A 23,896-nucleotide genomic window follows, 5' to 3' on the forward strand; every position below is an offset into this window, starting at 1 on the left:
CTGGATGCCCTTTTGGGCAAAGTTCAGATGTACCGGCTCGTCAGTCTCGTGCTGGCCGCGATCGCACTCATTGCGATCGTCGAGAGCCTCGTCGGCGTTCTCGGCTTCGAGCCGCTGGCGCTGGTGGCGACCCTGGCCACCGTTCTGGTCGCCTGCGTCGTCGCCAACCGCGTCATGGCCCTGCTCTTCCGGGTGAGGCCGCACACGGAGTCGTCGATCATCACCGGACTCCTGCTGTTCTTCCTCTTCTTTCCCACGACAGACGGCCAGGAGCTGCTGACCGTCGCCCTCGTCGCCGCGATCGCCGTGGCCTCGAAGTACGTGCTCGCCTGGCGCGGCCGCCATATCTTCAACCCGGCCGCCATCGGAGCGGTCATCATCACGCTGACCGGGCTCAACGCATCCGTCTGGTGGGTGGGCACACCGGTGCTGCTGCCCGCCGTCGCGATCGGCGCCCTTCTCGTGCTCTACCGCACTCGCCAGCTTCCGATGGGCCTCACCTTCATCGTGCTGGCCACCGTCGTCGTGACGATCGTGCAGTCCTCCTTCGGACTCGCCCTGCCCGACGCCCTCGTCTACGCTCTCGGATCCACCCCGCTCGTGTTCCTGGCCGGATTCATGCTCAGCGAGCCGCTGACTCTGCCGCCACGCCTGTGGCAGAGGCTCGCGCTCGCCGGCATCGTCGCGCTGCTCTTCTCCATTCCCTTCTCGGTGGGCCCGCTGTACAGCAGCCCCGAGCTCGCCCTGGTCGTCGGAAATCTGCTGGCGTTCCTCGTGGGACAGCGCCGCGGGCTGTCGCTCTCGTTCGAACGCGCGACGAAGCTCACCCCCTCGACGACGGAGTTCGTCTTCTCGTCGAAGCGGCCGGTGTCGTTCCGGGCCGGGCAGTACATCGAGCTGTCGATTCCCCACCCCGGCGCCGACTCGTCGGGAACGCGACGGGTGTTCAGCATCGCGTCCGCTCCGAGCAACCCGCACGAGGTCCGCGTCGGGGTGCGCATGGGCGAATCGCCGTCGAGCTTCAAACGTGCGCTGGCGTCGCTGAAGCCGTCGCAGTCGGTGCGGGCGAACCTCGTCGCGGGCGATTTCCTGCTTCCCGGCGATGCATCGAAGCCGGTACTGCTCGTCGCCGGCGGCATCGGCATCACGCCGTTCATCAGCCAGCTGGAGCACGACGCTGCGGCGGGCGTCTCGCGCGACCTGGTGCTCGTCTACGCCATCAGGGCGCACGAGGAGTTCGCCTACTCCGAAGCCCTGCAGCGATTGGGCGTGCGGGTCGTGCTCATCGCGCCCCGTGAGCCGGACTCCCTCACCGACAGCTGGACCTACGCCGGCTCGGGCCGTCTGACAGGCGAGCTGATCGAAGAGCAGGTGCCCGACGTGCGCGAGAGAATCGCATTCGTCTCCGGCCCGCCGCGGCTCGTGGGTGCGGTTCGCACCGCACTGCGCCGGCTGAAGGTGCGCCGCATCGTCACCGACGCCTTCTCGGGATACTGACGGACGCTGCCGTCAGCCGGGTCTGCTCTCTAGTCGTTCTCTGACGCCCGACGCGGCGGGAAGGCGTTGACCGGAGGCGGCGTCGAGCCGTCGTCTCGGGACTCGACGTGGCGCTCGACCGCGTTCAGATTCTCGAGCACGCGCTTCGTCTCGTCGCGCGCGGCCTGCTGCTCGGGCGTCTCGATCGGGGCCTCGATGCGCGCGGTCGCTGCCGGTGCCGTCGGCGTGATGACGGTCGTCGCCTCGGCCTCGGGACGGCTGTGCTGCTCGTGGTGCTGCTGGGCGACCCACTCCTCCTGCTGGCGGAGGAGCTGCCTCTCTGCGTCGTCGTCCTCGGCCCTCCAGCGATCGAGGTCGCCCTGGAAGACCTTGCGGCTGCGGCCGGGCCGTTCCTGCCATTCGATGAGACGGTCTCGGAACTCGATGACCGCGGGCTCGACCTGGTAGCCGAAGGTGGCGGAGTTGCGTCGCATGTCGGCAAGCGAATGGGCGGCCCAGTCGGCAGCGACGGCGGACCCCTTGATCGGGAGGAGGCGGATCTGGATGTCGGCCTGCCCGACGGCGCGGTCGGACATGATCTGCTCCTGCGGCGTCAGCGAGTTCCACACGGAGGCCTGCTGAGCCGAGTCGATCAGCGAGGCTATCGCTGCAACCTTGATCTCGCGGTCGTGCTTGGCGAGCAGCCGTTTGATCGAGCTGCTGGCGATCCAGGCACCGAGCAGCGCGGCCACGATGATCGCCACAGCGGGCACCACGATGCCCGACACGACGAAGCGTCCGTCGCTCGAAGTAAACCAGTCTGCGAAGTCGTTCCACCATTCCATGAGGCGAAGACTACGTCGAAGATCGCGGGCAGGCCGTCGCGACGAGCCGAGGAGAGATCGATTCGTGGTGCATCGATCAGGCGAAGCAGGCTCGAGCGCTCTCGAATGACCAGAAATCGCCGATGTCGACCAGCCGGGTGGTGTTCGCCACAAGGCGGCGCGCGGAGAAGTGGTGTGCTGCGCCCGAGCTGACCTCTTCGATGTACCCCTGCACGTGACCGGCGGGGTGCACCACCCGCCAGAAGCCCGGTCGCAGGGCGATGAGCGACGTCGCGGTCGTGGTGGACGCAGTGGTGGTGGACGCAGTGGTGGTGGATGTGCTGATCATTGCTGCTCCTGTCTTCGCGCCGGCCCGGCATTCTCGTGATGAGAAGAGGCTAGGACCAGCCACCGACAGTGCCGCGTCAGAGACCGGTGCCGTGCACCGCGTGCGGCTCGATCAGCTCCAGCTCGGCAGCGCTGAGCGGATCGGCCTGCAGGGCGTCGAGATTCTGGTCGAGCTGGTCGACGCTGGATGCGCCGATGATCGCGCTGGTCACCTGGGGCTGGCGGAGCACCCAGGTGAGTGCGAGCTGGGCGAGGGTCTGCCCGCGGTCCCGTGCGAGGGCGTCGAGCGCTCGCGCCCGCGACAGGTAGCCTTCGTCGATTCGCGACTCGGGCAGGAAGCGGCTGGTCGCCGCCCTGGAGCCTTCCGGGACCGATCCGGTGAGGTAGCGGTTCGTCAGCAGGCCCTGCGCCAGCGGGGAGAAGACGATGCCCCCGATTCCGAGCTCGTCGAGCACGGGAAGAAGCCCCTCGTGCTCGATGTGACGGTCGAACATCGAGTAGCGAGGCTGGTGGATGAGGAGGGGCACCCGATGCTCGGCCAGCGCCGCGTGCATGCGACGCGTGTCGTCGGGGGAGTAGTTGGAGACGCCTACGTACAGTGCCTTGCCCTGGCTCACCGCGGTGGCGAGGGCGGCGGCGGTCTCCTCGATCGGCGTCTCGGGGTCGGGCCGGTGGTGGTAGAAGATATCGACGTAGTCGAGCCCGAGACGGCCGAGGCTCTGGTCGAGGGAGGCCAGCAGATACTTGCGCGAGCCGAAATCGCCGTACGGACCCGGCCACATGTCGTATCCGGCCTTCGACGAGATGACGAGTTCGTCGCGGTAGGAGGCGAGGTCGTCTGCGAGGATGCGTCCGAAGTTGGCCTCGGCTGAGCCGTAGGGCGGTCCGTAGTTGTTCGCGAGGTCGAAGTGCGTGACGCCGCGGTCGAAGGCCCGGTGGACGATGTCGCGCTGCGTCTGCCGGGGCCTGGTGTCCCCGAAATTGTGCCAGAGGCCCAGAGAGAGGGCGGGCAGTTTCAGGCCGCTGCGCCCCGTGCGGTTGTACTGCATCGAGTCGTAGCGGCTGTCCTCGGCGTTGTAGGTCACGGATACACCGTAGGGCACGCGCACGGGTGAGACGAGTCGACCTCTCCTCCTCCGGCCCGACGAAGCGTGAGCTGTGCACAGATCTCGGATCCCGCCGCCGAACGCCGTGCGAGGGAGCGATTCTGGTGCAACCGGTGCGAGGCCGGAATCAACTGGCACGAGTGCCGGTCTCGCGCCGGCCCATCCATCGAGACAAGGAGAATGACGTGACAGACACGGTGACGCTGACAGGCGTCGTGGCAACGAAACCCGAGAACGTCCGAACCAGCACCGGCCTCACGGTCACCAACTTCCGTCTGGCCTCGAGCCAGCGGCGATTCGACCGGGCCACCTCGACCTGGGTCGATGGCGACACCAACTGGTACACCGTCAACGCCTACCGGTGGATGGCCAACAACGTGGCCAACTCGCTGCAGGTAGGCAACCACGTCGTGCTCACGGGGCGGCTTCGCGTGCGCAACTGGACCAGCGGCGACAAGCGCGGCACCGCCATCGAGGTCGATGTCGATTCCATCGGTCACGACCTCGCGTTCGGGGTGTCCCACTTCACCCGGCTGAAGGCGGCCGCACCGGCCGGCGAGTCGGGCGGCGCCGCCGCCTACACCGGTCCGGAGCCCGATCCGTCGGCCGCGGACTCGTCGTACTCCGGGCACGACGCCGGGCACGACGTCTGGTCGACCCCGGTCGCGAGCGACGAGGCGTCGTATGAGACACCCGCCTCGGAGCAGAACGACGATTCGGTCTCCGAGATCGCCGAGGAGGAGAAGGTCCCCTTCTGATTCATGCGACGAACCGGTGAATCCGCCGTGCCGTTGCAGCCTCCCGGAAGCCCTCACCTAGAATCGGTGGGGGCATACGGGGGACACAGCGAAAGAGGGCATAGTGACGCGCACGGCGACCGGCAGCACCGGCACACGACGACGAGGCGCGACAGCAGTGGCCGCCGTCCTGGCGGCGGGGGCTCTCGCCCTCGTCCTCACGGGGTGCGTTCCGGAGTCCACGCCGACGTCCACGGCCGCGTCGAGTGCCCCCGCGGTGTCCGAGACTCCGACACCCACAGCATCCGACGCGCCGCCGCCGGCGCTCGTGCCGAACGGAACGGCCGCCGAGAACAAGCCGTACTTCGACTACCTCAACAACCAGGCCATCGCCGCGGCCGGCGGACAGCCCGACGGCCCGGCCTTCATCAACTCGCTTCGCGCCGGCGGCTTCGTCGTCGAGGTCATGGAGTTGACGCCCGACATCACCACGGTCGGCGTCAAGGCCGACTCCGTGCAGTTCTCCGTGCGTGCGCCAGACGCATGCATCATCGGCCAGTGGGGCACCGTCGGCGGATACACCAGCATCATCGCCGCGCCGCTCTCGACCGGCAAATGCTTCATCGGCCAGACGCGCCCCATCGACTTCTGACCCGATTCGGTCGACGCGAAGAGACCATAGACTGGTCGAATGGCCGAATATATCTACTCGATGGTCCGCGCCCGCAAGGCCGTGGGAGACAAGCTCATCCTCGACGACGTCACGATGGCGTTCCTGCCGGGGGCGAAGATCGGTGTCGTCGGCCCCAACGGTGCCGGAAAGTCCACGATCCTCAAGATCATGGCCGGACTCGACACGCCGTCGAACGGCGAGGCTCGTCTGACCCCCGGCTTCAGCGTCGGAATCCTGATGCAGGAGCCCGAGCTCGACGAGACCAAGACGGTGCTCGAGAACGTTCAGGAGGGTGTGGGCCCGATCAAGCAGAAGGTCGACCGCTTCAACGAGATCGGTCTCGCGATGGCCGAGCCCGACGCCGACTTCGACGCTCTCCTCGCAGAGATGGGCACGCTGCAGGAGGAGATCGACGCCGCCGACGCGTGGGATCTCGACTCCCAGCTCGAACAGGCGATGGATGCGCTCCGCACCCCGCCCGGCGACTACAGCGTCGCGAACCTCTCCGGTGGTGAGAAGCGCCGCGTGGCCCTCACCAAACTGCTCCTCCAGAAGCCCGACCTCCTCCTCCTCGACGAGCCCACCAACCACCTCGACGCCGAGAGCGTGCTCTGGCTCGAGCAGCACCTCGCGAAGTACCCGGGCGCCGTGCTCGCCGTCACTCACGACAGGTACTTCCTCGACCACGTCGCCGAGTGGATCGCCGAGGTCGACCGAGGCAAGCTCTACCCCTACGAGGGCAACTACTCGACCTACCTCGAGAAGAAGCAGGAGCGCCTGCAGGTGCAGGGCAAGAAAGATGCCAAGCTCGCAAAGAGGCTCTCGAGCGAGCTCGAATGGGTGCGATCGAACGCCAAGGGTCGCCAGGTCAAGTCGAAGGCCCGTCTCGCCCGCTACGAGGAGATGGCGGCGGAGGCCGAGAAGACGCGCAAACTCGACTTCGAGGAACTCGTCATCCCCGTCGGCCCGCGACTGGGTTCGCAGGTCATCGACGCCAAAGACCTCAAGAAGGGCTTCGGCGATCGCGTGCTGATCGACGGCCTCAGCTTCACCCTGCCGCGCAACGGCATCGTCGGCGTCATCGGCCCGAACGGCGTCGGCAAGTCCACGCTCTTCAAGACGATCACCGGCATCGAGCCCCTCGACTCCGGAAACCTCAAGATCGGCGAGACGGTCGACATCTCCTACGTCGATCAAGACAGGGGCGGAATCGACCCGCAGAAGACGCTGTGGGAGGTCGTGTCCGACGGGCAGGACTACATCCAGGTCGGCAAGACCGAGATCCCCTCGCGCGGCTACGTGTCGCAGTTCGGTTTCAAGGGCCCCGACCAGCAGAAGAAGGCCGGTGTGCTCTCGGGTGGAGAGCGCAACCGCCTGAACCTGGCGCTCACGCTGAAGCAGGGCGGAAACCTCCTGCTCCTCGACGAACCGACCAACGACCTCGACGTCGAGACCCTGTCGAGCCTCGAGAACGCACTCCTCGAGTTCCCCGGCTGCGCTGTGGTCATCACACACGACCGGTGGTTCCTCGACCGTATCGCCACGCATATCCTCGCCTACGAGGGCACCGAAGAGGCGCCGTCGAACTGGCACTGGTTCGAGGGCAACTTCGAATCCTACGAGCAGAACAAGATCGAGCGACTCGGTCCGGATGCCGCGAAGCCGAACAGGTCGGCGTACCGCAAGCTCACCCGCGACTGAGCACGGTCTCGATGCGCCTGCACGTTCCGATCCGCCTGCGCTGGTCCGATCTCGACGCCTACGGACACGTCAACAACGCCGAGATGCTGCGCCTCCTCGAAGAGGCGCGCATCGAGGCGTTCTGGACACCGGATCCGGGAGCGGTCGAGTCCGCCGTGGGCGCGTCCACGGCGGTGCTCGACGGGCGTCCCGGCTCGGACACGCTCACGCTGATCGCGCGCCAGGAGATCGAGTACCTGGCGCCGGTGCCCTATCTGAGACAGCCCGTCGACATCCAGCTGTGGATCGGACGGCTCGGAGGGGCGAGCCTCGAGGTCTGCTACGAGGTGTGCAGCCCGGTCGGAGTCGAACCGCATGTGCTGTTCACCCGGGCCACGACGACGATCGTGCTCGTCGACGCCACGACCCAGCGACCGCGGCGCATCAACGACGTCGAACGTGCCGCGTGGGAGCCCTACCTCGACGCGCCGGTCGAATTCACGAAACGCGCCCGCTAGCCGGAACGCGCACCATGCCCTCCTGGGCGACGCTGGCGAGCAGCACACCGTCGCGCGAGTAGATGCGTCCCAGCGAGAGCCCGCGCCCGCCGTGGCCGCTCGGCGATTCCTGCACGTACAGCATCCACTCATCGACGCGACCGAAGCGGTGCCACCACATGGCGTGGTCGAGGCTCGCGGTCTTGAGGCCCGGAGTCACCCACGCGATGCCGTGCCGGCGGTAGATCGGCTCGAGGATCGTGTAGTCGCTCGCATAGGCGAGCGCGGCGCGGTGCAGGTTCGGGTCGTCGGGCAGGGCGCCCAGCGTCTTCATCCAGACTGCCTGGTGGCCGACGGGTTCGCCCTCGACCGAGAGGTAGATCGGCGAGTCGACGTGACGCATGTCGAAGGGGCGCTCGGTCGCCCAGAATCGGGCTACGGGGTGGTCGATGCCCGCCAGCCGTTCCGCCGTACTGGGGATGTCCTCGGGCTGCGGGATGCCGGCGGGCATGTCGATCTGGTGGTCGAGTCCCTCGTCTTCGGTCTGGAACGAGGCGATGAGCGACAGGATCGGGATGCCGTCCTGGTACGCCTGCGTGCGCCGCGTCGCGAACGAGCGTCCGTCGTGGATGCGGTCGACGGCGAAGGTGATGGGCTTGTCGATGTCGCCCGGGCGCAGGAAGTACCCGTGCATCGAGTGCACGACCCGTTCCTCGTCGACGGTGCGCATGGCGGCGGTGATCGACTGCGCGAGCACCTGTCCGCCGAAGACGCGACCCTGCGGCATCCACTGCGACGGTCCTGTGAAGATGTCTTCGTTCGTGCGCGCGCCGGTGTCGGTGAGGTCGAGGGCCGTGAGAAGCCCTTCCAACGGCGTAGCACGGATTTCGTCGGTCATGCGGCCTCCAATATCGGGGTTCCCAGTGAAGTAGTTTAGACAGCGAGATGGTTCAGTCATTCGCGCTCGTCGATTCGCCGTCGCTCGGCGACCTCAAAGTGTTCCTCGGTCGTGCGGCCAGGCTCGACCAGGGCGGGGTGCGTCTCATCGGCGGATCCGGTGTGCTGGCCGTATATGCGCCCGTGCTGCACCCGCGGGGGCTCCTCGACAACGCTCCCACCGTGCTCGGGCTCCGCACGTTCGCCCTGGCCGAGACCGCGTCGTTCGACGTGGTCGTGTCGGCCCGCCAGCTGCTCGATCGGCTCGCCCTGCTCTCGGTCACCGTCAACGCCGACGACGGCCCGATCGGCGTGCTCATTCCGCCGCCCGAGTCCTCGCCGGCGTGGGTCGGCATCTCTCCGCCCCGGGGCGGCTGGCTTCCGGTCGGAGAAGTGGCGGCACCGGTGCTCGAGGCCGCGGCCAGGGCCGGTGTGGCCGAAGTGGCCGCCGCGTTGCCGCCCGACACGGGCGAGCAGCTCGTGCACAAGGTGCGGGCCGAGGTGTGGGGTCGGGCGATTCCGGATGTCGTCCCCCCGATTCCCGCGGGCGTCGGTCTCGCCGCCGACAGCTTGGGCTTCCTGCGCACCGACGAGCCCGCGCGCATCCTCGTGTCGGGTGCCTGGACGCGCGTCTCCACCCGCCGCGGGCACGTCCTCTCCCGCTGACTCGGTCTCACGCGCTGAGAGGCGCTCAGAGCTGCGCCACGACCGCGCGACCGGCCTGGCGTCCGGAGAACAGGCATCCGCCGAGGAAAGTGCCCTCGAGCGAGCGATAGCCGTGCATGCCCCCGCCGCCGAACCCGCTCGCCTCACCCGCCGCGTAGAGGCCGGGAATCGCCCGACCCTGCGCATCCATGGCCTGGCCCGCGAGGTTCGTCTCGATGCCGCCCAGGCTCTTGCGGGTGAGCACGTGCAGCTTCACGGCGATCAGCGGGCCGGCCTTGGCATCGAGCAGGCGGTGCGGCGTCGCGACTCGGATCAGCCTGTCGCCCCGGTAACGGCGGGCGCCGCGGATCGCGTTGACCTGCGCGTCTTTCGTGAAGTCGTTCGCCATCTCCCTGTCGCGACCGAGAACCTCGCTCTCGACGCGGGCGCCGTCGAGAACACCGGGCGGCGACAGGGCCTGCATCGACTCGATGAGTTCGGGCAGGGTCGGTGCCACGGCGAAGTCGACGCCGTTGCGCTTGAATGCTTCGACGGGCCCAGGGGCACCCGGCGCGACGCGCTTCGCGAGCAGGCGCAGGTTCTTGTCGGTGAGGTCGGGGTTCTGCTCGCTGCCCGACAGGGCGAACTCCTTCTCGATGATCTTCTGCGTCAGCACGAACCAGCTGTGGTCGTATCCGGTCGTGCGCAGGTGCTCGAGGGTGCCCAGCGTGTCGAATCCGGGGAAGAGGGGCACGGGCAGCCGCCGTCCGGTCGCATCCAGCCAGAGCGACGACGGCCCCGGCAGAATCCGGATGCCGTGCGACGGCCAGACCGGATCCCAATTGGTGATGCCCTCGGTGTAGTGCCACATGCGATCGCCGTTGATCAGGTGGGCGCCGGCCGATTCGGAGATGGCGAGCATGCGCCCGTCGACGTGTGCCGGAACCCCGGAGAGCATCGTCGCCGGGGGAGTGCCCAACCGTTCGGGCCAGTTCGCGCGCACCAGCTCGTGGTTGCCGCCGATGCCGCCGCTCGTCACGATGACGGCCTGGGCCTCGAGCTCGAAGTCGCCGACCACCTCCCGCGAGCTGGACGCACCCCGCGCTGCGTCGTCGTCGACCAGCACGGAGCCGCGGACGCCCACGACCGAGCCGTCTCTCGTGACGAGTTCGTCGACGCGATGACGGTGCAGCATGGTCACGAGGCCGCGCGCGATCCCGTCGTCGAGGATGCGCAGGAAGGGGGCGAGCACACCCGGGCCGGTTCCCCAGACGATATGGAACCGGGGCACGCTGTTGCCGTGGCCGTTGGCCGTGTACCCCCCGCGCTCGGCCCAGCCGACGACGGGAAAGAACCGCACGCCCAGGGAGTGGAGCCAGGCGCGCTTCTCCTCGGCCGCGAACTCGAGGTAGGCCTCGGCCCACTTTCTGGGCCACGCGTCCTCCTCGCGGTCGAAGTCGGCGCTGCCGAACCAGTCCTGGCGGGCCAGTTCGGCTGAGTCGTGCACTCCGAGCCTGCGCTGTTCGGGCGAATCGACGAGGAACAGTCCGCCGAACGACCACCAGGCCTGCCCGCCGAGGGATGCGGCGGGCTCCTGCTCGACGATGGTCACCCGCTTGCCCGCGGTGATGAGTTCGGATGCCGTGACGAGGCCGGCGAGGCCCGCCCCGACGATGATCGCGTCGCTTCTGGTCGATGACACAAAGACTCCTTCGTCTCGTATGCTCGCGTGCCGTGTGCTCAGGGCCGGCGCGCGCCCCGCTACTCCTCGAAGGTATTGACCATGGCGTGCGCCGCCCTGTCGAGGTATCCCCAGAGCGTAGCGTCCTGCAGGGGCGGAAGCTCGAGCGAATCGACCGCGACGCGCATGTGGGCGAGCCAGCGGTCGCGGGCGTCAGGGTTGACCTTGAACGGCATGTGCCGCATGCGCAGCCTGGGGTGGCCGCGCTCCTCGCTGTAGGTTCCCGGTCCGCCCCAGTACTGCTCGAGGAACCCCGTCAGGCGTTGGATGGCACCCTCGTGGTCCTCCTCCGGGTACATCTCGACCAGCACCGGGTCGGTCGCGACGCCGGCGTAGAACGCCCGCACGAGCTTCTCGAACGTGGCCCGGCCCCCGACCTCGTCGTAGAACGATCGGGAGAGCGCCGAGTCGCCGTTCTGCGACACCCTCAGGGTGATCGGCGACGGTTCCGAGGGGATCGACATGTCAGTTCTCCGTGCTCTTGGGCGCCCGGGGTGCTCTCGGCGGGCGCGTGCCCGTCTCGCCGGACTTCGTGGTGTTCTCGTCGACACTGGTCGTGAGGGGAACCGGCTTGGTCTTCGGAGTGCGGGCACCGGAGACGCTGGCTGCGCCCTCGAAACCCGAGAGGACGATGCTGTTGAGGGCCGGCAGCCGCACGTCCATCTCGTCGAGCGCGCGCTTGAGGCGCATCCGCAGTTCTCGGGCGACCGTGTCCTTCGACGACGTGCGGGTCTTCACGACGAGTCGGATGACGAGGGCCTCGGCCGAGATCGACTCCAGGCCCCAGATCTCCGGCTTCTCCATAATGAGGCTGCGGTACTTCGGGTTGGCGGCCAGCTCGACGGCGGTCTCGAGCATCTTCTGCTGCACGGCGTCGACGTCGGTGTCGTAGGGCACGGCGAGGTCGATGATGACCCGGGCCCAGCCCTGCGACATGTTGCCGACGCGCAGGATCTCTCCGTTGCGCACGAACCACAGCGTGCCGTTCACGTCGCGCACCTGGGTGACCCGGATGCCCACGGCCTCGACGACGCCGGTGGCCGGCCCGAGGTCGACGACATCACCGACGCCCAGCTGGTCCTCCATCACCATGAAGAGCCCGTTGAGCACGTCCTTCACGATGTTCTGCGCCCCGAAGCCGAGTCCGGCACCGAGGGCCGCCGTGAGAATCGCGAGGGAGCCGATGATGTTGGGATCGATCGTGGTGACGATCAGGATCAACGTCACGACGACGACCGTGACGTTCACGATGTTCGTCAGCACGGTGCCGAGGGTGCGCGTGCGCTGCACCACCCGCACCGCGGCCAGGGGAGAGGCGATCAGCGCCTGCGTGTCCTGCACGTTCTGTTTCTTCTTGACGCCGGAGACGACCTGCTGCACGACGCGTTTGATGACGAAGATCAGCACCAGCCGGATCACGAAGGCGAGCACGATGATGATCACGACGTTGATGGGTGTGCCCCACACGAGCATGAACTCGTTGAAGCCGGTCCAGAATGCGTTCCAATCCATATTCACGTCACTCTATCGATCGAGGTTCAGCGCTGTCTGTGCGCCTGCCGTTCCCTGAGCCTGTCGAAGGTCCGTTCCCTGACCCTGCCCGTTCCCTGAGCCTGTCGAAGGGCACAGGCTCAGGGAACGCTCCAAACTAGTCGGCGTCGCGAGCCTGCGCCGCGATCGCGCGATCCACACCCGCCAGGTTCTCGACGACGAGACGGCGCAGCGCGGGCGGCTGCTCCGAGTTCGTGTCGAGCCAGGCGCGCGTGGCGTCGCGGAGCTCGACGTTCGCCAGCGCCGCGGGGTAGAGACCGTTGATGAGCGACGAGGCGATGCCGTAGCTCCGGGTCTCCCAGATGGTGACGAGGGAGTCGAAGTAGCGGCCGACGAACGGCTCGAGGAGCGCCGTGTCGTGCGCACGCTGGAAGCCGAGGGCCGTCGCGCGCACGATGGCGTTCGGGGCCTCGTCGGTGTCGACCAGCGAGGACCACGCCGCGTTCTTGCCCTCGGCGGTCGGGATCGCGGCGGCCGCGTGTGCGGCCGACTGGGCTCCGGATGCCGTGTTGTCGTCGGCGAGGGCGTCATCGATCTCCGTCTGGCCGGCCTTCGCACCGGCGACGAGGGCGATGAGGAGTTCCCAGCGCAGGTCGGTGTCGATCTCGAGCCCGTCGAGCGCGGTCTCCCCGTTGCGGAGCGACGCGACGGTCGCGAGCTGCTCGTCGGTCGACGCGAGGGCGGCGAAGAAGCGCACGAACTGGAACTGCGCGTCGCTGCCCGCGTCGGCGGCCTGCGCGAGCGACCACAGCTCGTCGGCGGCGACCTCGATGACCTCGGTGCGGGCATCCGGAGCGATGAAGTTCGTGCTGGTGAGCACGAGCTGGTTCAGCGCTGTGCGCAGCGTGGTGCTCTCGGTCTCGGTGGCGACGTTGGCGAGAACGAGGCGCACGAAGTCGCGTCCGCGGGTCTCGGCGTCGCGGGTCGAGTCCCAGGCCGACCCCCACAGGATGGCGCGGGCGAGCGGGCTCGTGACGGCGGCGAGACTTTCGGCCGCGACGGCGAGCGATGCGTCGTCGAGACGAACCTTCGCGTAGGCCAGGTCGTCGTCGTTGAGCAGCACGAGGTCGGGGCGCTTCTCGCCGACCAGCTCGGAGACCTCGGTGCGCTCGCCGTCGACGTCGAGCTCGACGCGCTTCGTGCGAACGAGTGCGTCACCGTCGAACGAGTAGAAGCCGATCGCCAGACGGTGCGGGCGAATCGTGGGGTACTCGGCGATCGCCGTCTGCAGAACGGAGAACGAGGTGATCGTGCCGGTCTCGTCTGTTGCGATCTCGGGACGCAGGGTGTTGACCCCGGCTGTCTCGAGCCAGAGCTTCGACCACTCGCCGAGGTCGCGGCCGCTCGTGGTCTCGAGCTCGGTCAGCAGATCGACGAGCTCGGTGTTGCCGAACGCGTGCGCGTCGAAGTATCGGGCCACTCCGGCCATGAACTCCGTCTGGCCCACCCACGCCACGAGCTGCTTGAGCACGGACGCGCCCTTCGCGTAGGTGATGCCGTCGAAGTTGACCTGCACGTCTTCGAGGTCGTTGATGGTCGCGACGATCGGGTGCGTCGAGGGCAGCTGGTCCTGCCTGTAGGCCCAGCTCTTCTCGGTCGAGGCGAAGGTGGCCCATGCCTCGGTCCACTCCGTGGCGTCGGCGGTGGCGAGGGTCGACATGTACTCGGCGAACGACTCGTTCAGCCAGAGGTCGTTCCACCAGCGCATGGTGACGAGGTCGCCGAACCACATGTGCGCGAGCTCGTGCAGCACGGTGACGACGCGACGCTCGCGCACGGCGTCGGTGACCTTCGAACGGAAGACGTAGGTCTCGGTGAACGTGACCGCGCCCGCGTTCTCCATGGCGCCCGCGTTGAACTCGGGAACGAAGAGCTGGTCGTACTTGTCGAAGGGGTAGGGGTAGGCGAACTGCTTCTCGTAGAACTCGAAGCCCTGGCGGGTCTTCTCGAAGATGTAGTCGGCGTCCATGTACTGCGAGAGCGAGGCGCGCGAGAAGACGCCGAGGGGAATCACTCGACCGTCGCTCGAGGTGAGCTCGCTGCGCTCGACCACGTAGGGGCCGGCGATGAGGGCCGTGATGTACGAGGAGATGCGAGGGGTGGGCTCGAACGTCCAGATGGCGTTGTCGGTGCCGTCGATCGCGACGGGCTCCGGCGTCGGCTGATTGGAGACCATCTGCCAGTAGGCGGGAGCGGTGACGGTGAACGAGAATGTCGCCTTGAGGTCGGGCTGCTCGAACACGGCGAACATCCGACGCGAGTCGGGCACCTCGAACTGGCTGTACAGGTAGACCTCGCCGTCGACGGGGTCGACGAAGCGGTGCAGTCCCTCTCCGGTGTTCGTGTACTCGGCGTCGGCATCGACGACGAGCACGTTGTCGTCGGCGAGTTCGTCGAGCTGGATGCGCACACCGTCGTTCACGGCCGCGACGTCGAGCGACCGGCCGTTCAGGGTCACCGAGTGCACCGAACGGGTGATTGAATCGATGAACGTCGACGCATCCCCGGTGGCGGAGAAGCGCACGGTCGTCGTCGACCGGAACGTCTCGGCGCCCTGCGTGAGGTCGAGCACCACCTCGTAGCTCGAGACGCTGACGATTCCGGCGCGCTCCTGCGCCTCGATGCGGGTGAGGTTTTCTCCAGGCACTGATGACTTCTTTCGTACTCGTGTGAGTTTGCGGCGCGCGGGCTCGTGGCCCGCGACGCGTGACCCACCCAGCCTATCTTCGCCACCGGGCGGCCTCAGTAAACTCATCCCATGCGCATCCATATCGCCACGGATCATGCCGGACTCGATTTCTCACAGACCATTCAGCAGCATCTCGCATCCCTCGGTCACGACGTGGTCGACCACGGGCCGACCAGCTACGACCCCATCGACGACTACCCCTCGTTCTGCATCAACGCGGCGCAGGCCGTGGTGCGCGACCAGCAGGCGGGCGTCGAGGCACTCGGCGTCGTCTTCGGCGGCTCCGGCAACGGCGAGCAGATCGCAGCGAACAAGGTGACCGGTGTGCGGGCCGCACTGGTGTGGAACCTGTCGACCGCGGTGCTCGCCCGACAGCACAACGACGCGAACGTCATCTCGATCGGTGCGCGCCAGCACACCGTCGACGAGGCGATGAGCCTGATCGACGCCTTCGTCGCCGAGCCGTTCTCGTTCGAGGAGCGGCACGTGCGCCGCATCGCTCAGCTCGCCGAGTACGAGGCCACGGGGGCCATCGCCGGACACGACGTCGACCCGGCCTGATCCATGCCCGAGGGACACTCCGTACATCGCATCACCCGGCAGTTCACGCGCAACTTCGTCGGTCGTCGCGTCGAGTCGTGGTCGCCCCAGGGTCGCTTCGCCGAGGGGGCCGCGATCCTCGACGGGCGCACGATGACCGACGCGAAGGCGGTCGGCAAGCAGATGTTCCTCGAGTTCGACGGCGAGGTCTGGCTGCGCGTGCACCTCGGCATCTACGGTGCGTGGGACTTCGCGGGCGACATCACGCGCGACGACACCATCGCGTCGGCGAACGGGCGTATGGGCCAGACCAACCAGCGGGGCACCGTCGTCGATGAGGACGGCGAGGACTCGATCTCGAGCATCGGTGCGCCACGGCGTGCCCGCCTGCGCATGTCGGAGCAGGAGCAGCTCGGAGACGACATCACCGAATGGCCGCCGGCTCCCGTCGGAGCTGTACGGGTGCGCCTGCTGACCGACACCGCGGTCGCCGACCTGCGCGGCCCGACCGCGTGCGAGATTCTGGATGCGGCCCAGGTCGCCGCCGTGATCGCCAAGGCCGGGCCGGATCCACTTCTCGAGACCACGCCGAAGGCCCGCCGCGCGGCCGAGGACCGCTTCACGGCGGCCGTGCGCAAGAAGCAGACCCCCATCGGTCTGCTGCTCATGGACCAGTCGGTCGTGAGCGGCATCGGCAACGTCTACCGGGCCGAGCTTCTGTTCCGCGCCAGGCTCAACCCGCACACCCCGGGCAAGCTCGTTGCCGAGGACACGGTTCGCGCGCTGTGGAAGGACTGGACGAAACTGCTCACCATCGGTGTCGAGACCGGCCAGATGATGACGATGGACAAGCTCTCGAAGGCCGACTATCTCAAGGCGCTCGCCAAGCGCGACGATCGGCACTGGGTGTACAAACGAGACGGGTTGCCGTGCCGCGTCTGCGGAACGAACATCATCGTCGAGATCATGGGCGGCAGGAAACTGTACTGGTGCCCGAAGGACCAGGCCTGACATGAGAAGAACACCCGTCTTCACCCTCACCGATGAGGCCGAGCTGCGCCGACTCATCGAGCAGAACCCCTGGATCACCCTGGTCAGCCACACGTCGAAGGGCCTCGTCGCGTCGCACTACGCGGTGCTTCTCGACGACACGCGTGACGAGCTCGCCATCGTCGGCCACGTGGGCCGCCCCGACGAGAGGCTCCACGAGCTCGGCGAGCACGAGGTCATGGTGATCGTGCAGGGGCCCCACGGGTACATCTCGCCGTCGTGGTACGACGCCGACCCTGCGGTTCCGACCTGGAACTTCACCTCGGCGCACCTCTCCGGCGTTCCCGAGGTCCTCGACGCAGACGAGAACCTGCGCGTTCTCGATCGGCTCGTCGAGCACTTCGAGCAGCACGTCGACGCACCGAGGCTGATGCGAGGAACCGCCGCTGACTCGGCATACGCCGACGCGATCAGCGCCGGCACCGTGGGATTCCGCCTGGTTCCGACGCGCATCGAGGCCAAGAGCAAGATGAGCCAGAACAAGCCTGAAGAGACGGTCGATCGCATCATCTCCGAGCTCGAGGGAGACGGACCCTACGCCAGCGAGGCGCTCGCGGCCGAGATGCGACGAGTACGAGGAGAGAAGTGACCGACTCGCTGCTTCTGGCCGGCGGCAGGCTGCCGGGCGGATCACGCGTCGACGTGCGGGTGGTGGACGGTCTCATAGAGTCCGTCAGCACTGTCGGCGAGCTGTCGCGCGATCAGTCCGCCCGCGTCGTCGATCTCGATGGACGGTTCGTGATCCCCGGACTATGGGACAAGCACGTCCATGCCACCCAGTGGGCGCTCGTGTCGCGACGACTCGATCTCGCGGCGGCCGAGTCGGCGGCGGATGCCGTGGCGATCGTCGCCGCGCGGCTCCGGCACGAGGATGCGACGGCAGAGACGGATGCCGGCCCGCTGGTCGGCTACGGCTTCCGCGACGGGCTCTGGCCCGATGCTCCGCATCGTGCGCTGCTCGATGGCGTGTCGGGCTCGCGCCCGGTGATCCTCGTCAGCGCCGACCTGCACTGCTGCTGGCTGAACTCGGCCGCGCTGGCGCAGCACGGCCGCTCCGATCATTCGACGGGCCTTCTGCGCGAGGACGACTGCTTCGCCGTCACCCGCACCCTCGGCGCCGTCGAGACGCAGACGCTCGACGGCTGGGTACGCGACACCGCGAAAGCCGCCGCTGCCCGCGGAGTCGTCGGAGTCGTCGATCTCGAGATGTCGTGGAACGTCGACGACTGGACCCGTCGCATCCGCTCGGGGTCGACCGAGTTGCGGGTGCGGTTCGGCATCTATCCGCAGCATCTCGACCGTGCGATCGACGCGGGCCTCGTCACGGGCGCGCTTGTCGCGGGCACGCACGGACTGCTCGAGGTCGGCCCGTTCAAGGTGATCACCGACGGGTCGCTGAACACGCGCACCGCCTTCTGCTTCGACGAGTATCCCGGCCTCGAGGGGCAGCGCAATTCGCGGGGACTGCTCACCATTCCCTACGACGAGCTCGTGCCGCTTCTCAGACGGGCGACTCATGCCGGGCTCGTTCCGGCCGTGCACGCCATCGGCGATCACGCGAACAGGCTCGCGCTCGACGCCTTCGAGCGGCTCGGCGTGAGCGGCAGCATCGAGCACGCCCAGCTCGTCGACGACGCCGACTTCGAGAGGTTCGCCCGTCTCGGAGTCGTCGCCGGCGTGCAACCCGAGCACGCCATGGATGACCGCGACGTCGCCGACAAGTACTGGCCCGGGCGCACAGGGCGGGCGTTCGCCTTGGCGTCGCTGCTCGCGGCGGGGGCCGAACTGGCTCTCGGCTCCGACGCGCCGGTCGCGCCGCTCGATCCGTGGATCACCATCGCCGCCGCCGTCGGGCGAACGGGTGACGACAGGGCGCCGTGGCATCCGGAGCAGGCCATCTCCGTCGAAGACGCACTCATCGCCTCGGCCGACGGCCGCCGTTCGCTCGAGGCGGGAGGGCCGGCCGACATCGCCGTTCTCGACATCGACCCGCTTACCGCAACCACAGACGAGCTGCGCCGGATGCCCGTGGCCGCCACGCTGCTCGCCGGCCGCTTCACACACGACGCGCTCTGATTCCGGGCGCGCCGCTACTCGATCGGCGCACTCCTCGCCGGTCGCGGCAGCTCTTTGGGCAGCACCGTCTCGGTGTCGGGCGCGCTGCATTGTCGACACTCGGCGGAGGCGCTCTCGTCGACCCTGCGTCGGTCGAGTGGGTAGCCCTTCGACAAGCTCAGGGAACGGGGCGGCTGTTCTCGGCTCCCTTGCGTCGGTCGAGTAGGCCGCTTGCGGCCGTATCGAGGCCCCGGACTTCGGGTTGGTTAGAAGGGGCAGTCGTCGAGGTCCTCCTCCGGGGTCGTCATGTTCTGTGTGGCGGCCTTGATGAGTGCCTGTGGTGCTGGCCTCATCTTGCCTTCCGGCCGGACCGTATAGATGTGGCCTGCGGGTGACGTTGCGGTGAGGGTGTCGTCTCCGTTCTGGACGAACTGCCACCTGGTGTGGTGCTTCGCCCGATGATGTCCGGCGCTCAGAGGCGCCAGGTTCTCCGGGATGGTGCCGCCGCCGTAGGCGTGGTCTTCGGTGTGGTCCATGTCGGCCTGCTCGGACGGGACCGTGCACCCAGGAAACACGCATTCCGGGTGCACGAGTCGGGCATGGTCGATCATTGCTGCGGTGGGTCGGTAGTCCCGCGGATCGGTGGCAAGGATCCGCCCGGTGATGGGGTCGGTGAGGATGCGCCGCCACGACGTGGCATCGGCCGTCAACTGGGCGGCGGTGGCGGGGTCGATGGGACCGTAGCCGCGGAGGATCGCTGCCTCGTCACCCACACCCAACAGTGTCATCGCGGGGACCATGACATGCACCCTGCCGCGGATACCGCGTGTGGCTCCGGGGATCGACGGTTCTCCGTTGAGGAGCAGGTCGGTGAGGACATCGACCTTGAGGTGTCCCATGCTCCGCGGGTCACCAGCTCTTTTCAGTCCGGCGGCGAGGTGAACGGCGCGGTCTGCGATGGCGTGGATTTCCGGTGCTGGGGCGAGGAGGGTGAGTTGAGCCATGCCGTCCGCCGCCGGATCCACGTAAATGCGCCGCGTGCCCGCTGCCTTCTCTGCTCGTTCGACCGCGGTGGACGGTTGGGCGAGTTCGACCTCGTGGCGGGCCTTCTTCTCGAGCTGCTTCGGGTTCACCTCGACAGCCAGAGAAGCGAGCCTCGTGTCATACGTGGCCAACGCGTCGCCGTCGAGGTTCTCGGCGTGTTTCGCGATGACCTCTGCGTGCTCCCACGAAACAGCACCGGCGGCCACCGCGGCCAGGGTCGCGGGGAGCCGGTCGACGAGGGCGATGCTGGTGTCGACGAGAACGGCAGTTCGATACTCGGTACGGCGCGTCAGCAGGGCGAGTTCGGTGAGGAGTTCGACCCGTTCAACCCGGGCGGTGGACCAGGCCGGACCGGCGGTGGACGTGTCGACTGGTGCTTGCCGGTGGAGCTGGCGGGCGGCCTCGACGACGCGTCTGGCCCTTACTGCGGATAGGCGGGCTATCTGCGTGTCGAGGGCGGCGACCTCGCCGAGCGCGACCAGGTACGGGTCGGTCGAGAGGGGTGGGCTTTCTAATGTCATGGGACAAGTCAAACAGTGACCACCGACACTCGGTCGGAACCAGCATTCGACACTTGATCAGGTAAAACGGCTGTGGATAAGTGTCGTGAGGGGTGGGCTGTGGAGGAGAAGAAGTCGCCGGGTTGACTGCCCTTCGACAGGCTCAGGGAACGGGGTCTCGATACGGCCGCGGGCGGCCTACTCGACCGGCGCAGGCGCGGAACAGGGGCGGGCCCCTTCGACAGGCTCAGGGAACGGGGTCTGGACCGGAGGGGGGCTTCGACAAGCTCAGGAACGTGCTGCCGAGCCGTCGTCGAGGGCGGTGCTCAGCGGCGGGTGACGAGTGACCAGGCGGCGCGGCGAAGCTCGGGGTAGTCGAACGCGATCGACCTCAGGATCTCGAAATTCGACAGCCTGGGTTCGGAGGGGTCGCGCTGCTCGACGTGGGCGGTGCGCAGGCCGATGACGACGCACTGGTCGACCGTCGGCAGGTCGGGAAGAAAGTCCCACGGGTCTTCGCCCTCACGGCAGCGGGCCTCGATTCCCGCATCGAGAACGTCGCGGGCCTCCTGCCGGAGCTGCGCCAGGGCGAGCAGATCTTTTTCCACCCGACAAGGCTACGCGACGATGCCGGCGTTCTCCCCGCGCTCGTAGATTCGGGCCGCCGAGCCGACGATGTTCTCGTCGGGTCGGCCGACGATCTCGTGGTCCTTGTTGTCGTACTCGAACAGGCTCAGCACGTGACGCATCGCCTCGAGGCGGGCGCGCTTCTTGTCGTTGCTCTTCACCACGGTCCACGGGGCATTCGACGTGTCGGTGTGCGCGAACATGGCCTCCTTCGCGGCCGTGTAGTCGCCCCATTTGTCGAGTGAGGCGATGTCCATGGGGGAGAGCTTCCACTGACGCACCGGATCGACCTGCCGGATCGCGAACCGAGTGCGCTGCTCGTCGGACGAGACCGAGAACCAGAACTTCACCAGGTCGATGCCGTCGCCGACGAGCATCTCCTCGAACCTCGGCGTCTGCCGCATGAACTCGTCGTACTGCTCGGGGGTGCAGAAGCCCATCACCCGTTCGACGCCAGCGCGGTTGTACCAGGAACGGTCGAACAGCACGATCTCGCCGGCTGCGGGGAGGTGCTTCACGTAGCGCTGGAAGTACCACTGGCTGCTCTCGCGTTCCGACGGCTTCTCGAGTGCCACGGTTCGCGCTCCCCGCGGATTGAGGTGCTCGGTGAACCGTTTGATCGTTCCTCCCTTGCCGGCAGCGTCACGGCCTTCGAAGACCACGACGAGTCGGCGGTCGGAGGCCTTGATCCAGTTCTGCAGTTTCAGCAGTTCGATCTGCAGCAGCCGCTTCGAGAGCTCGTATTCGTCTCTCTCCATACGCTCGGCGTAGGGATAGCCCTCGCGCCAGGTGTCGATGCGCGTGCCGTCATGGGAGATGAGAACCGGGTCATCGTCGTCATCGTCGAGAACGGTGTAGCCCGACACGTCTTCGAGGTCGGGCGGCAGTGCATAGTGGCTCACGAGCTGCGTCATAGCGCCAGAGGCTACCCTCCGGTGGCATCCCGCCGGTGTCCACGAGGTGGACGCCCGGTTAACCGGCACGGCTCTTGACCGGCACAGCCCTTAACCGGCACAGCCCTCCGACAGACCCGGCACGATGTGCCGGCCCGTCGAAGGGCTGTGGTGCGAGAGGCTCTACTCGGCGATGTGAGCCGAGAGGAACCAGCGCGACTTCTCGAGACCGCGGGCGATCTCGAGCACGACGTCCTGGCTGGTGAGGTCGATGTCGTTGAGCTCGATGATGGCCTTGCGGATGCCGACGAGCGTGGCGTCGATCTGCGCCACCATCGCGGCGATCATGTACTCGGAACGCTGGAAGCCGGGCTCCATCGTGGGAATGACGGTCTTCGAGGCGACGGTTTCGATGCGCGCATCGAGGGGCAGTCCGAGAGCGACGACCCGCTCGGCGGCGAGGTCTGCCCAGTCCTGCGCGTGGCTCACGACGTTGTCGAGAAGCTCGTGCACGCCGATGAAGTTCGCGCCGCGAACGTGCCAGTGCGCCTGCTTGCCGTTGATGGCGAGGGCCTGGAGGTCGACGACGATCGGTGCGAGGAACTGGGCCGTGGCGGCTGCGACGTCGGGGCTCGTCGAGCTGGTGGGAACGGTGACGGTGGTGTTGGTCATTGTGTGACTCCTATCGTGTCTGACACGTACAACCGTACTCAGCACAGATTGTTCCGCAAGCAAGCTGAGGCTGGGCTAACTCAGGCCTGACCGGGGGTTAACCCCCGGTCGAATCCGGATGCCGGTCGCATGTCGCCGAGGCGACGTGACGGTGAGGGTTGAGGAATGACAACAGACACGACAACCGACATGACGACAGACACGACAGCGCAGACACTCGACATGACACTCGCGCAGGACTCTGCCACTCTGGGCACGATGATCGACAACGACGACAAGGCGCCGGTGCGCGGCCGCTTCCGTCGACGGTGGTCCCGCGTGCCTCGCGAGGTGGGCTTCCTTCTCGGCACCCTCCCTGTCGTCACCGTCGCCTTCATCGTGCTCGTGACCCTGTTCGCGCTCGGCATCTCCACCGTCGTCATCGTGGGCGGCGTCTTCGTGCTCGTCGCTGCTCTGGTCGCGGCCCGGTGGTTCGGCACCATCGAGCTGGTGCGCCTCGAGGCCGCCGGAATGCCTCGGATCGCTCGTCCCCTGTGGGACATCGAACGCGCGCCGGGCGTCATGGGGATGCTCCGCCACTACCTGGGGAGCGCGCATCACTGGCTCTACCTGCTCCATGGAGGGCTCGTGAACTTCGCCGTCGGTCTCGCGAGCTGGTGCATCGCGTTCACCTGGCTCGTGAGTGGGCTCGGCGGCCTCAGCTACGGCATCTGGTCGCGGTTCCTTCCCGAGCACGGACCGGACAACCTCTGGTTGAACAAGGTGGTCATCGAATTCGTGGTGCCCGGGGTGCAGATCGGCAACGACCCCGACGGTCTCCAGCGCAATGAGACCATCCTCTACACGCTGTTCGGCCTGGCGATGCTCGCCGTGCTTCCCTTCGTCACGCATGGCCTGGTGCGGCTGCACGATGTGATCGCCCGCGGCATGCTCGGACGCTTCTCGTCGGACGAGCTGAAGCGCGAGGTGGCTGCCCTTGGTGCGTCCCGCGACGCGGCCGTCTCGGCCGAGGACCACAGTCTGCGCAGACTCGAGCGCGACATCCACGACGGGCCGCAGCAGCGCCTTGTGCGCCTGCAGTTCGATCTCGCCAGTGCGGAGCGCGCCCTCGACTCCGATCCCGCCGCCGCACGGGCCCTGCTCGAAGGCGCCAGGGAGCAGTCGCGTGAGACCCTCGAGGAGCTCCGCGACCTGTCGCGTGGTTTCGCGCCGCCCCTTCTGCAGGACAGGGGTCTGGCTGCCGCCCTCGAGTCGCTGGCCGCACGGAGCACCGTGCCCACCGACATCCGGCTGGCTGTGGGGCAGGAGCGCATTGCGCCGGAGATCGAGCGAAGCGCCTATTTCATCGCGGCCGAGCTGCTCGCGAATGTCGCCAAGCATGCGGGCGCGACCGCGGCGACGGTGTCGGCGTCGACTCTCGAATCGGACTCGGGGGAGCGACTCCTTGCGCTCACCGTGCTCGACGACGGCCACGGCGGCGCGACGATGGTCTCGGGCCACGGCCTGGAAGGTCTCGCCGAACGGGTGAGTGGGCTGCGCGGAGAGATCTCGATCACGTCACCCGAGGGTGGACCGACGATAGTCACGACCCGCATCCCCCTATCCTGAGGGG

General features: G+C 67.6%; 23 protein-coding genes. 11 read left to right on the forward strand and 12 right to left on the reverse strand.

From position 1 onward, the window contains the following. Window positions 1–12 precede the first annotated feature (12 nt). On the forward strand, window positions 13–1,497 hold the full coding sequence (locus ASF51_RS15290) for an FAD-dependent oxidoreductase (RefSeq protein WP_235497276.1): 1,485 nt from the start codon (window positions 13–15) through the stop codon (window positions 1,495–1,497). Between the two features lie 29 nt (window positions 1,498–1,526). Here ASF51_RS15290 and ASF51_RS15295 read toward each other — a convergent pair whose 3' ends face one another. The 3 genes from ASF51_RS15295 to ASF51_RS15305 all read right to left on the reverse strand — a co-directional run bounded on the left by ASF51_RS15295 (window position 1,527) and on the right by ASF51_RS15305 (window position 3,733). Next, window positions 1,527–2,321, reverse strand: coding sequence for a hypothetical protein (locus ASF51_RS15295; protein WP_055931707.1), 795 nt, complete (start codon window positions 2,319–2,321; stop codon window positions 1,527–1,529). Window positions 2,322–2,397: 76 nt separating this feature from the next. After that, entirely contained in the window at window positions 2,398–2,649 is a 252-nt protein-coding gene (locus ASF51_RS15300; RefSeq protein WP_055931710.1) for a hypothetical protein, read from the reverse strand. A 76-nt stretch (window positions 2,650–2,725) separates the two neighbouring features. Further along, window positions 2,726–3,733, reverse strand: a complete 1,008-nt coding sequence (locus ASF51_RS15305; RefSeq protein WP_055932272.1) for an aldo/keto reductase — start codon at window positions 3,731–3,733, stop codon at window positions 2,726–2,728. A gap of 206 nt (window positions 3,734–3,939) precedes the next feature. Here ASF51_RS15305 and ASF51_RS15310 point away from each other — a divergent pair, with 206 nt between their 5' ends. The 4 genes from ASF51_RS15310 (at window position 3,940) to ASF51_RS15325 (ending at window position 7,362) form a co-directional block, all read left to right on the forward strand. Continuing rightward, complete coding sequence (locus ASF51_RS15310; protein WP_055931713.1) at window positions 3,940–4,512, forward strand: single-stranded DNA-binding protein; 573 nt, start codon at window positions 3,940–3,942, stop codon at window positions 4,510–4,512. A gap of 103 nt (window positions 4,513–4,615) precedes the next feature. Then, window positions 4,616–5,143 carry a hypothetical protein gene (locus ASF51_RS15315; protein ID WP_235497277.1) on the forward strand — a complete coding sequence of 176 codons (528 nt, stop codon included), beginning with the start codon at window positions 4,616–4,618 and terminating at the stop codon, window positions 5,141–5,143. A gap of 39 nt (window positions 5,144–5,182) precedes the next feature. Further along, complete coding sequence (gene ettA / locus ASF51_RS15320) at window positions 5,183–6,865, forward strand: energy-dependent translational throttle protein EttA (RefSeq protein ID WP_055931718.1); 1,683 nt, start codon at window positions 5,183–5,185, stop codon at window positions 6,863–6,865. 11 nt (window positions 6,866–6,876) lie between these two features. Next, window positions 6,877–7,362 carry a thioesterase family protein gene (locus ASF51_RS15325; protein ID WP_055931721.1) on the forward strand — a complete coding sequence of 162 codons (486 nt, stop codon included), beginning with the start codon at window positions 6,877–6,879 and terminating at the stop codon, window positions 7,360–7,362. Here ASF51_RS15325 and ASF51_RS15330 read toward each other — a convergent pair. Next, window positions 7,343–8,239 (reverse strand): acyl-CoA thioesterase II, encoded by an 897-nt coding sequence (locus tag ASF51_RS15330; protein ID WP_055931723.1) that lies wholly within the window; start codon window positions 8,237–8,239, stop codon window positions 7,343–7,345. The genes ASF51_RS15325 and ASF51_RS15330 overlap by 20 nt on opposite strands. Window positions 8,240–8,286: 47 nt before the next feature. Between ASF51_RS15330 and ASF51_RS15335 the strand changes: the two genes are divergently transcribed. After that, the gene (locus tag ASF51_RS15335; protein ID WP_055931726.1) at window positions 8,287–8,943 is read left to right on the forward strand and encodes a hypothetical protein; all 657 of its coding nucleotides are present in this window, start codon (window positions 8,287–8,289) and stop codon (window positions 8,941–8,943) included. Between the two features lie 25 nt (window positions 8,944–8,968). Here ASF51_RS15335 and ASF51_RS15340 read toward each other — a convergent pair whose 3' ends face one another. The 4 genes from ASF51_RS15340 to pepN form a co-directional block, all read right to left on the reverse strand. Further along, window positions 8,969–10,624 carry an FAD-binding dehydrogenase gene (locus tag ASF51_RS15340; RefSeq protein ID WP_055931729.1) on the reverse strand — a complete coding sequence of 552 codons (1,656 nt, stop codon included), beginning with the start codon at window positions 10,622–10,624 and terminating at the stop codon, window positions 8,969–8,971. Between the two features lie 59 nt (window positions 10,625–10,683). Then, complete coding sequence (locus tag ASF51_RS15345; protein WP_082480259.1) at window positions 10,684–11,127, reverse strand: globin; 444 nt, start codon at window positions 11,125–11,127, stop codon at window positions 10,684–10,686. 1 nt (window position 11,128) lies between these two features. Then, window positions 11,129–12,175 carry a mechanosensitive ion channel family protein gene (locus ASF51_RS15350; RefSeq protein ID WP_157412185.1) on the reverse strand — a complete coding sequence of 349 codons (1,047 nt, stop codon included), beginning with the start codon at window positions 12,173–12,175 and terminating at the stop codon, window positions 11,129–11,131. Window positions 12,176–12,311: 136 nt separating this feature from the next. After that, entirely contained in the window at window positions 12,312–14,861 is a 2,550-nt protein-coding gene (gene pepN, locus ASF51_RS15355) for an aminopeptidase N (protein ID WP_055931732.1), read from the reverse strand. 111 nt (window positions 14,862–14,972) lie between these two features. Here pepN and ASF51_RS15360 point away from each other — a divergent pair, with 111 nt between their 5' ends. The 4 genes from ASF51_RS15360 to ASF51_RS15375 are packed head-to-tail and all read left to right on the forward strand — an operon-like array spanning window position 14,973 to window position 18,569. Then, window positions 14,973–15,464, forward strand: a complete 492-nt coding sequence (locus ASF51_RS15360; RefSeq protein ID WP_055931735.1) for a ribose-5-phosphate isomerase — start codon at window positions 14,973–14,975, stop codon at window positions 15,462–15,464. A gap of 3 nt (window positions 15,465–15,467) precedes the next feature. After that, entirely contained in the window at window positions 15,468–16,454 is a 987-nt protein-coding gene (locus tag ASF51_RS15365; RefSeq protein ID WP_055931738.1) for an Fpg/Nei family DNA glycosylase, read from the forward strand. A gap of 1 nt (window position 16,455) precedes the next feature. Then, entirely contained in the window at window positions 16,456–17,082 is a 627-nt protein-coding gene (locus tag ASF51_RS15370; RefSeq protein WP_055931741.1) for an FMN-binding negative transcriptional regulator, read from the forward strand. Continuing rightward, a complete protein-coding gene (locus ASF51_RS15375; RefSeq protein ID WP_055931744.1) occupies window positions 17,079–18,569 on the forward strand; it encodes an amidohydrolase in 1,491 nt (496 codons plus the stop codon). The genes ASF51_RS15370 and ASF51_RS15375 overlap by 4 nt, the downstream gene beginning before the upstream one ends. A gap of 245 nt (window positions 18,570–18,814) precedes the next feature. On the opposite strand, the gene ASF51_RS15380 is transcribed toward ASF51_RS15375, so the two are convergent. The 4 genes from ASF51_RS15380 to ASF51_RS15395 form a co-directional block, all read right to left on the reverse strand. Continuing rightward, entirely contained in the window at window positions 18,815–20,113 is a 1,299-nt protein-coding gene (locus tag ASF51_RS15380; protein ID WP_055931747.1) for an HNH endonuclease signature motif containing protein, read from the reverse strand. Window positions 20,114–20,418: 305 nt separating this feature from the next. Then, a complete protein-coding gene (locus tag ASF51_RS15385) occupies window positions 20,419–20,700 on the reverse strand; it encodes a hypothetical protein (protein ID WP_055931750.1) in 282 nt (93 codons plus the stop codon). 9 nt (window positions 20,701–20,709) lie between these two features. After that, a complete protein-coding gene (ppk2, locus tag ASF51_RS15390) occupies window positions 20,710–21,633 on the reverse strand; it encodes a polyphosphate kinase 2 (RefSeq protein ID WP_055931753.1) in 924 nt (307 codons plus the stop codon). A 162-nt stretch (window positions 21,634–21,795) separates the two neighbouring features. Beyond that, complete coding sequence (locus tag ASF51_RS15395) at window positions 21,796–22,284, reverse strand: Dps family protein (protein WP_055931756.1); 489 nt, start codon at window positions 22,282–22,284, stop codon at window positions 21,796–21,798. A gap of 165 nt (window positions 22,285–22,449) precedes the next feature. Between ASF51_RS15395 and ASF51_RS15400 the strand changes: the two genes are divergently transcribed. Further along, entirely contained in the window at window positions 22,450–23,892 is a 1,443-nt protein-coding gene (locus ASF51_RS15400; RefSeq protein ID WP_235497278.1) for a sensor domain-containing protein, read from the forward strand. Window positions 23,893–23,896: the final 4 nt, after the last annotated feature.

The organism is Agreia sp. Leaf283 (genome assembly GCF_001422485.1).
In the GTDB taxonomy this organism is placed as follows: domain Bacteria; phylum Actinomycetota; class Actinomycetes; order Actinomycetales; family Microbacteriaceae; genus Agreia.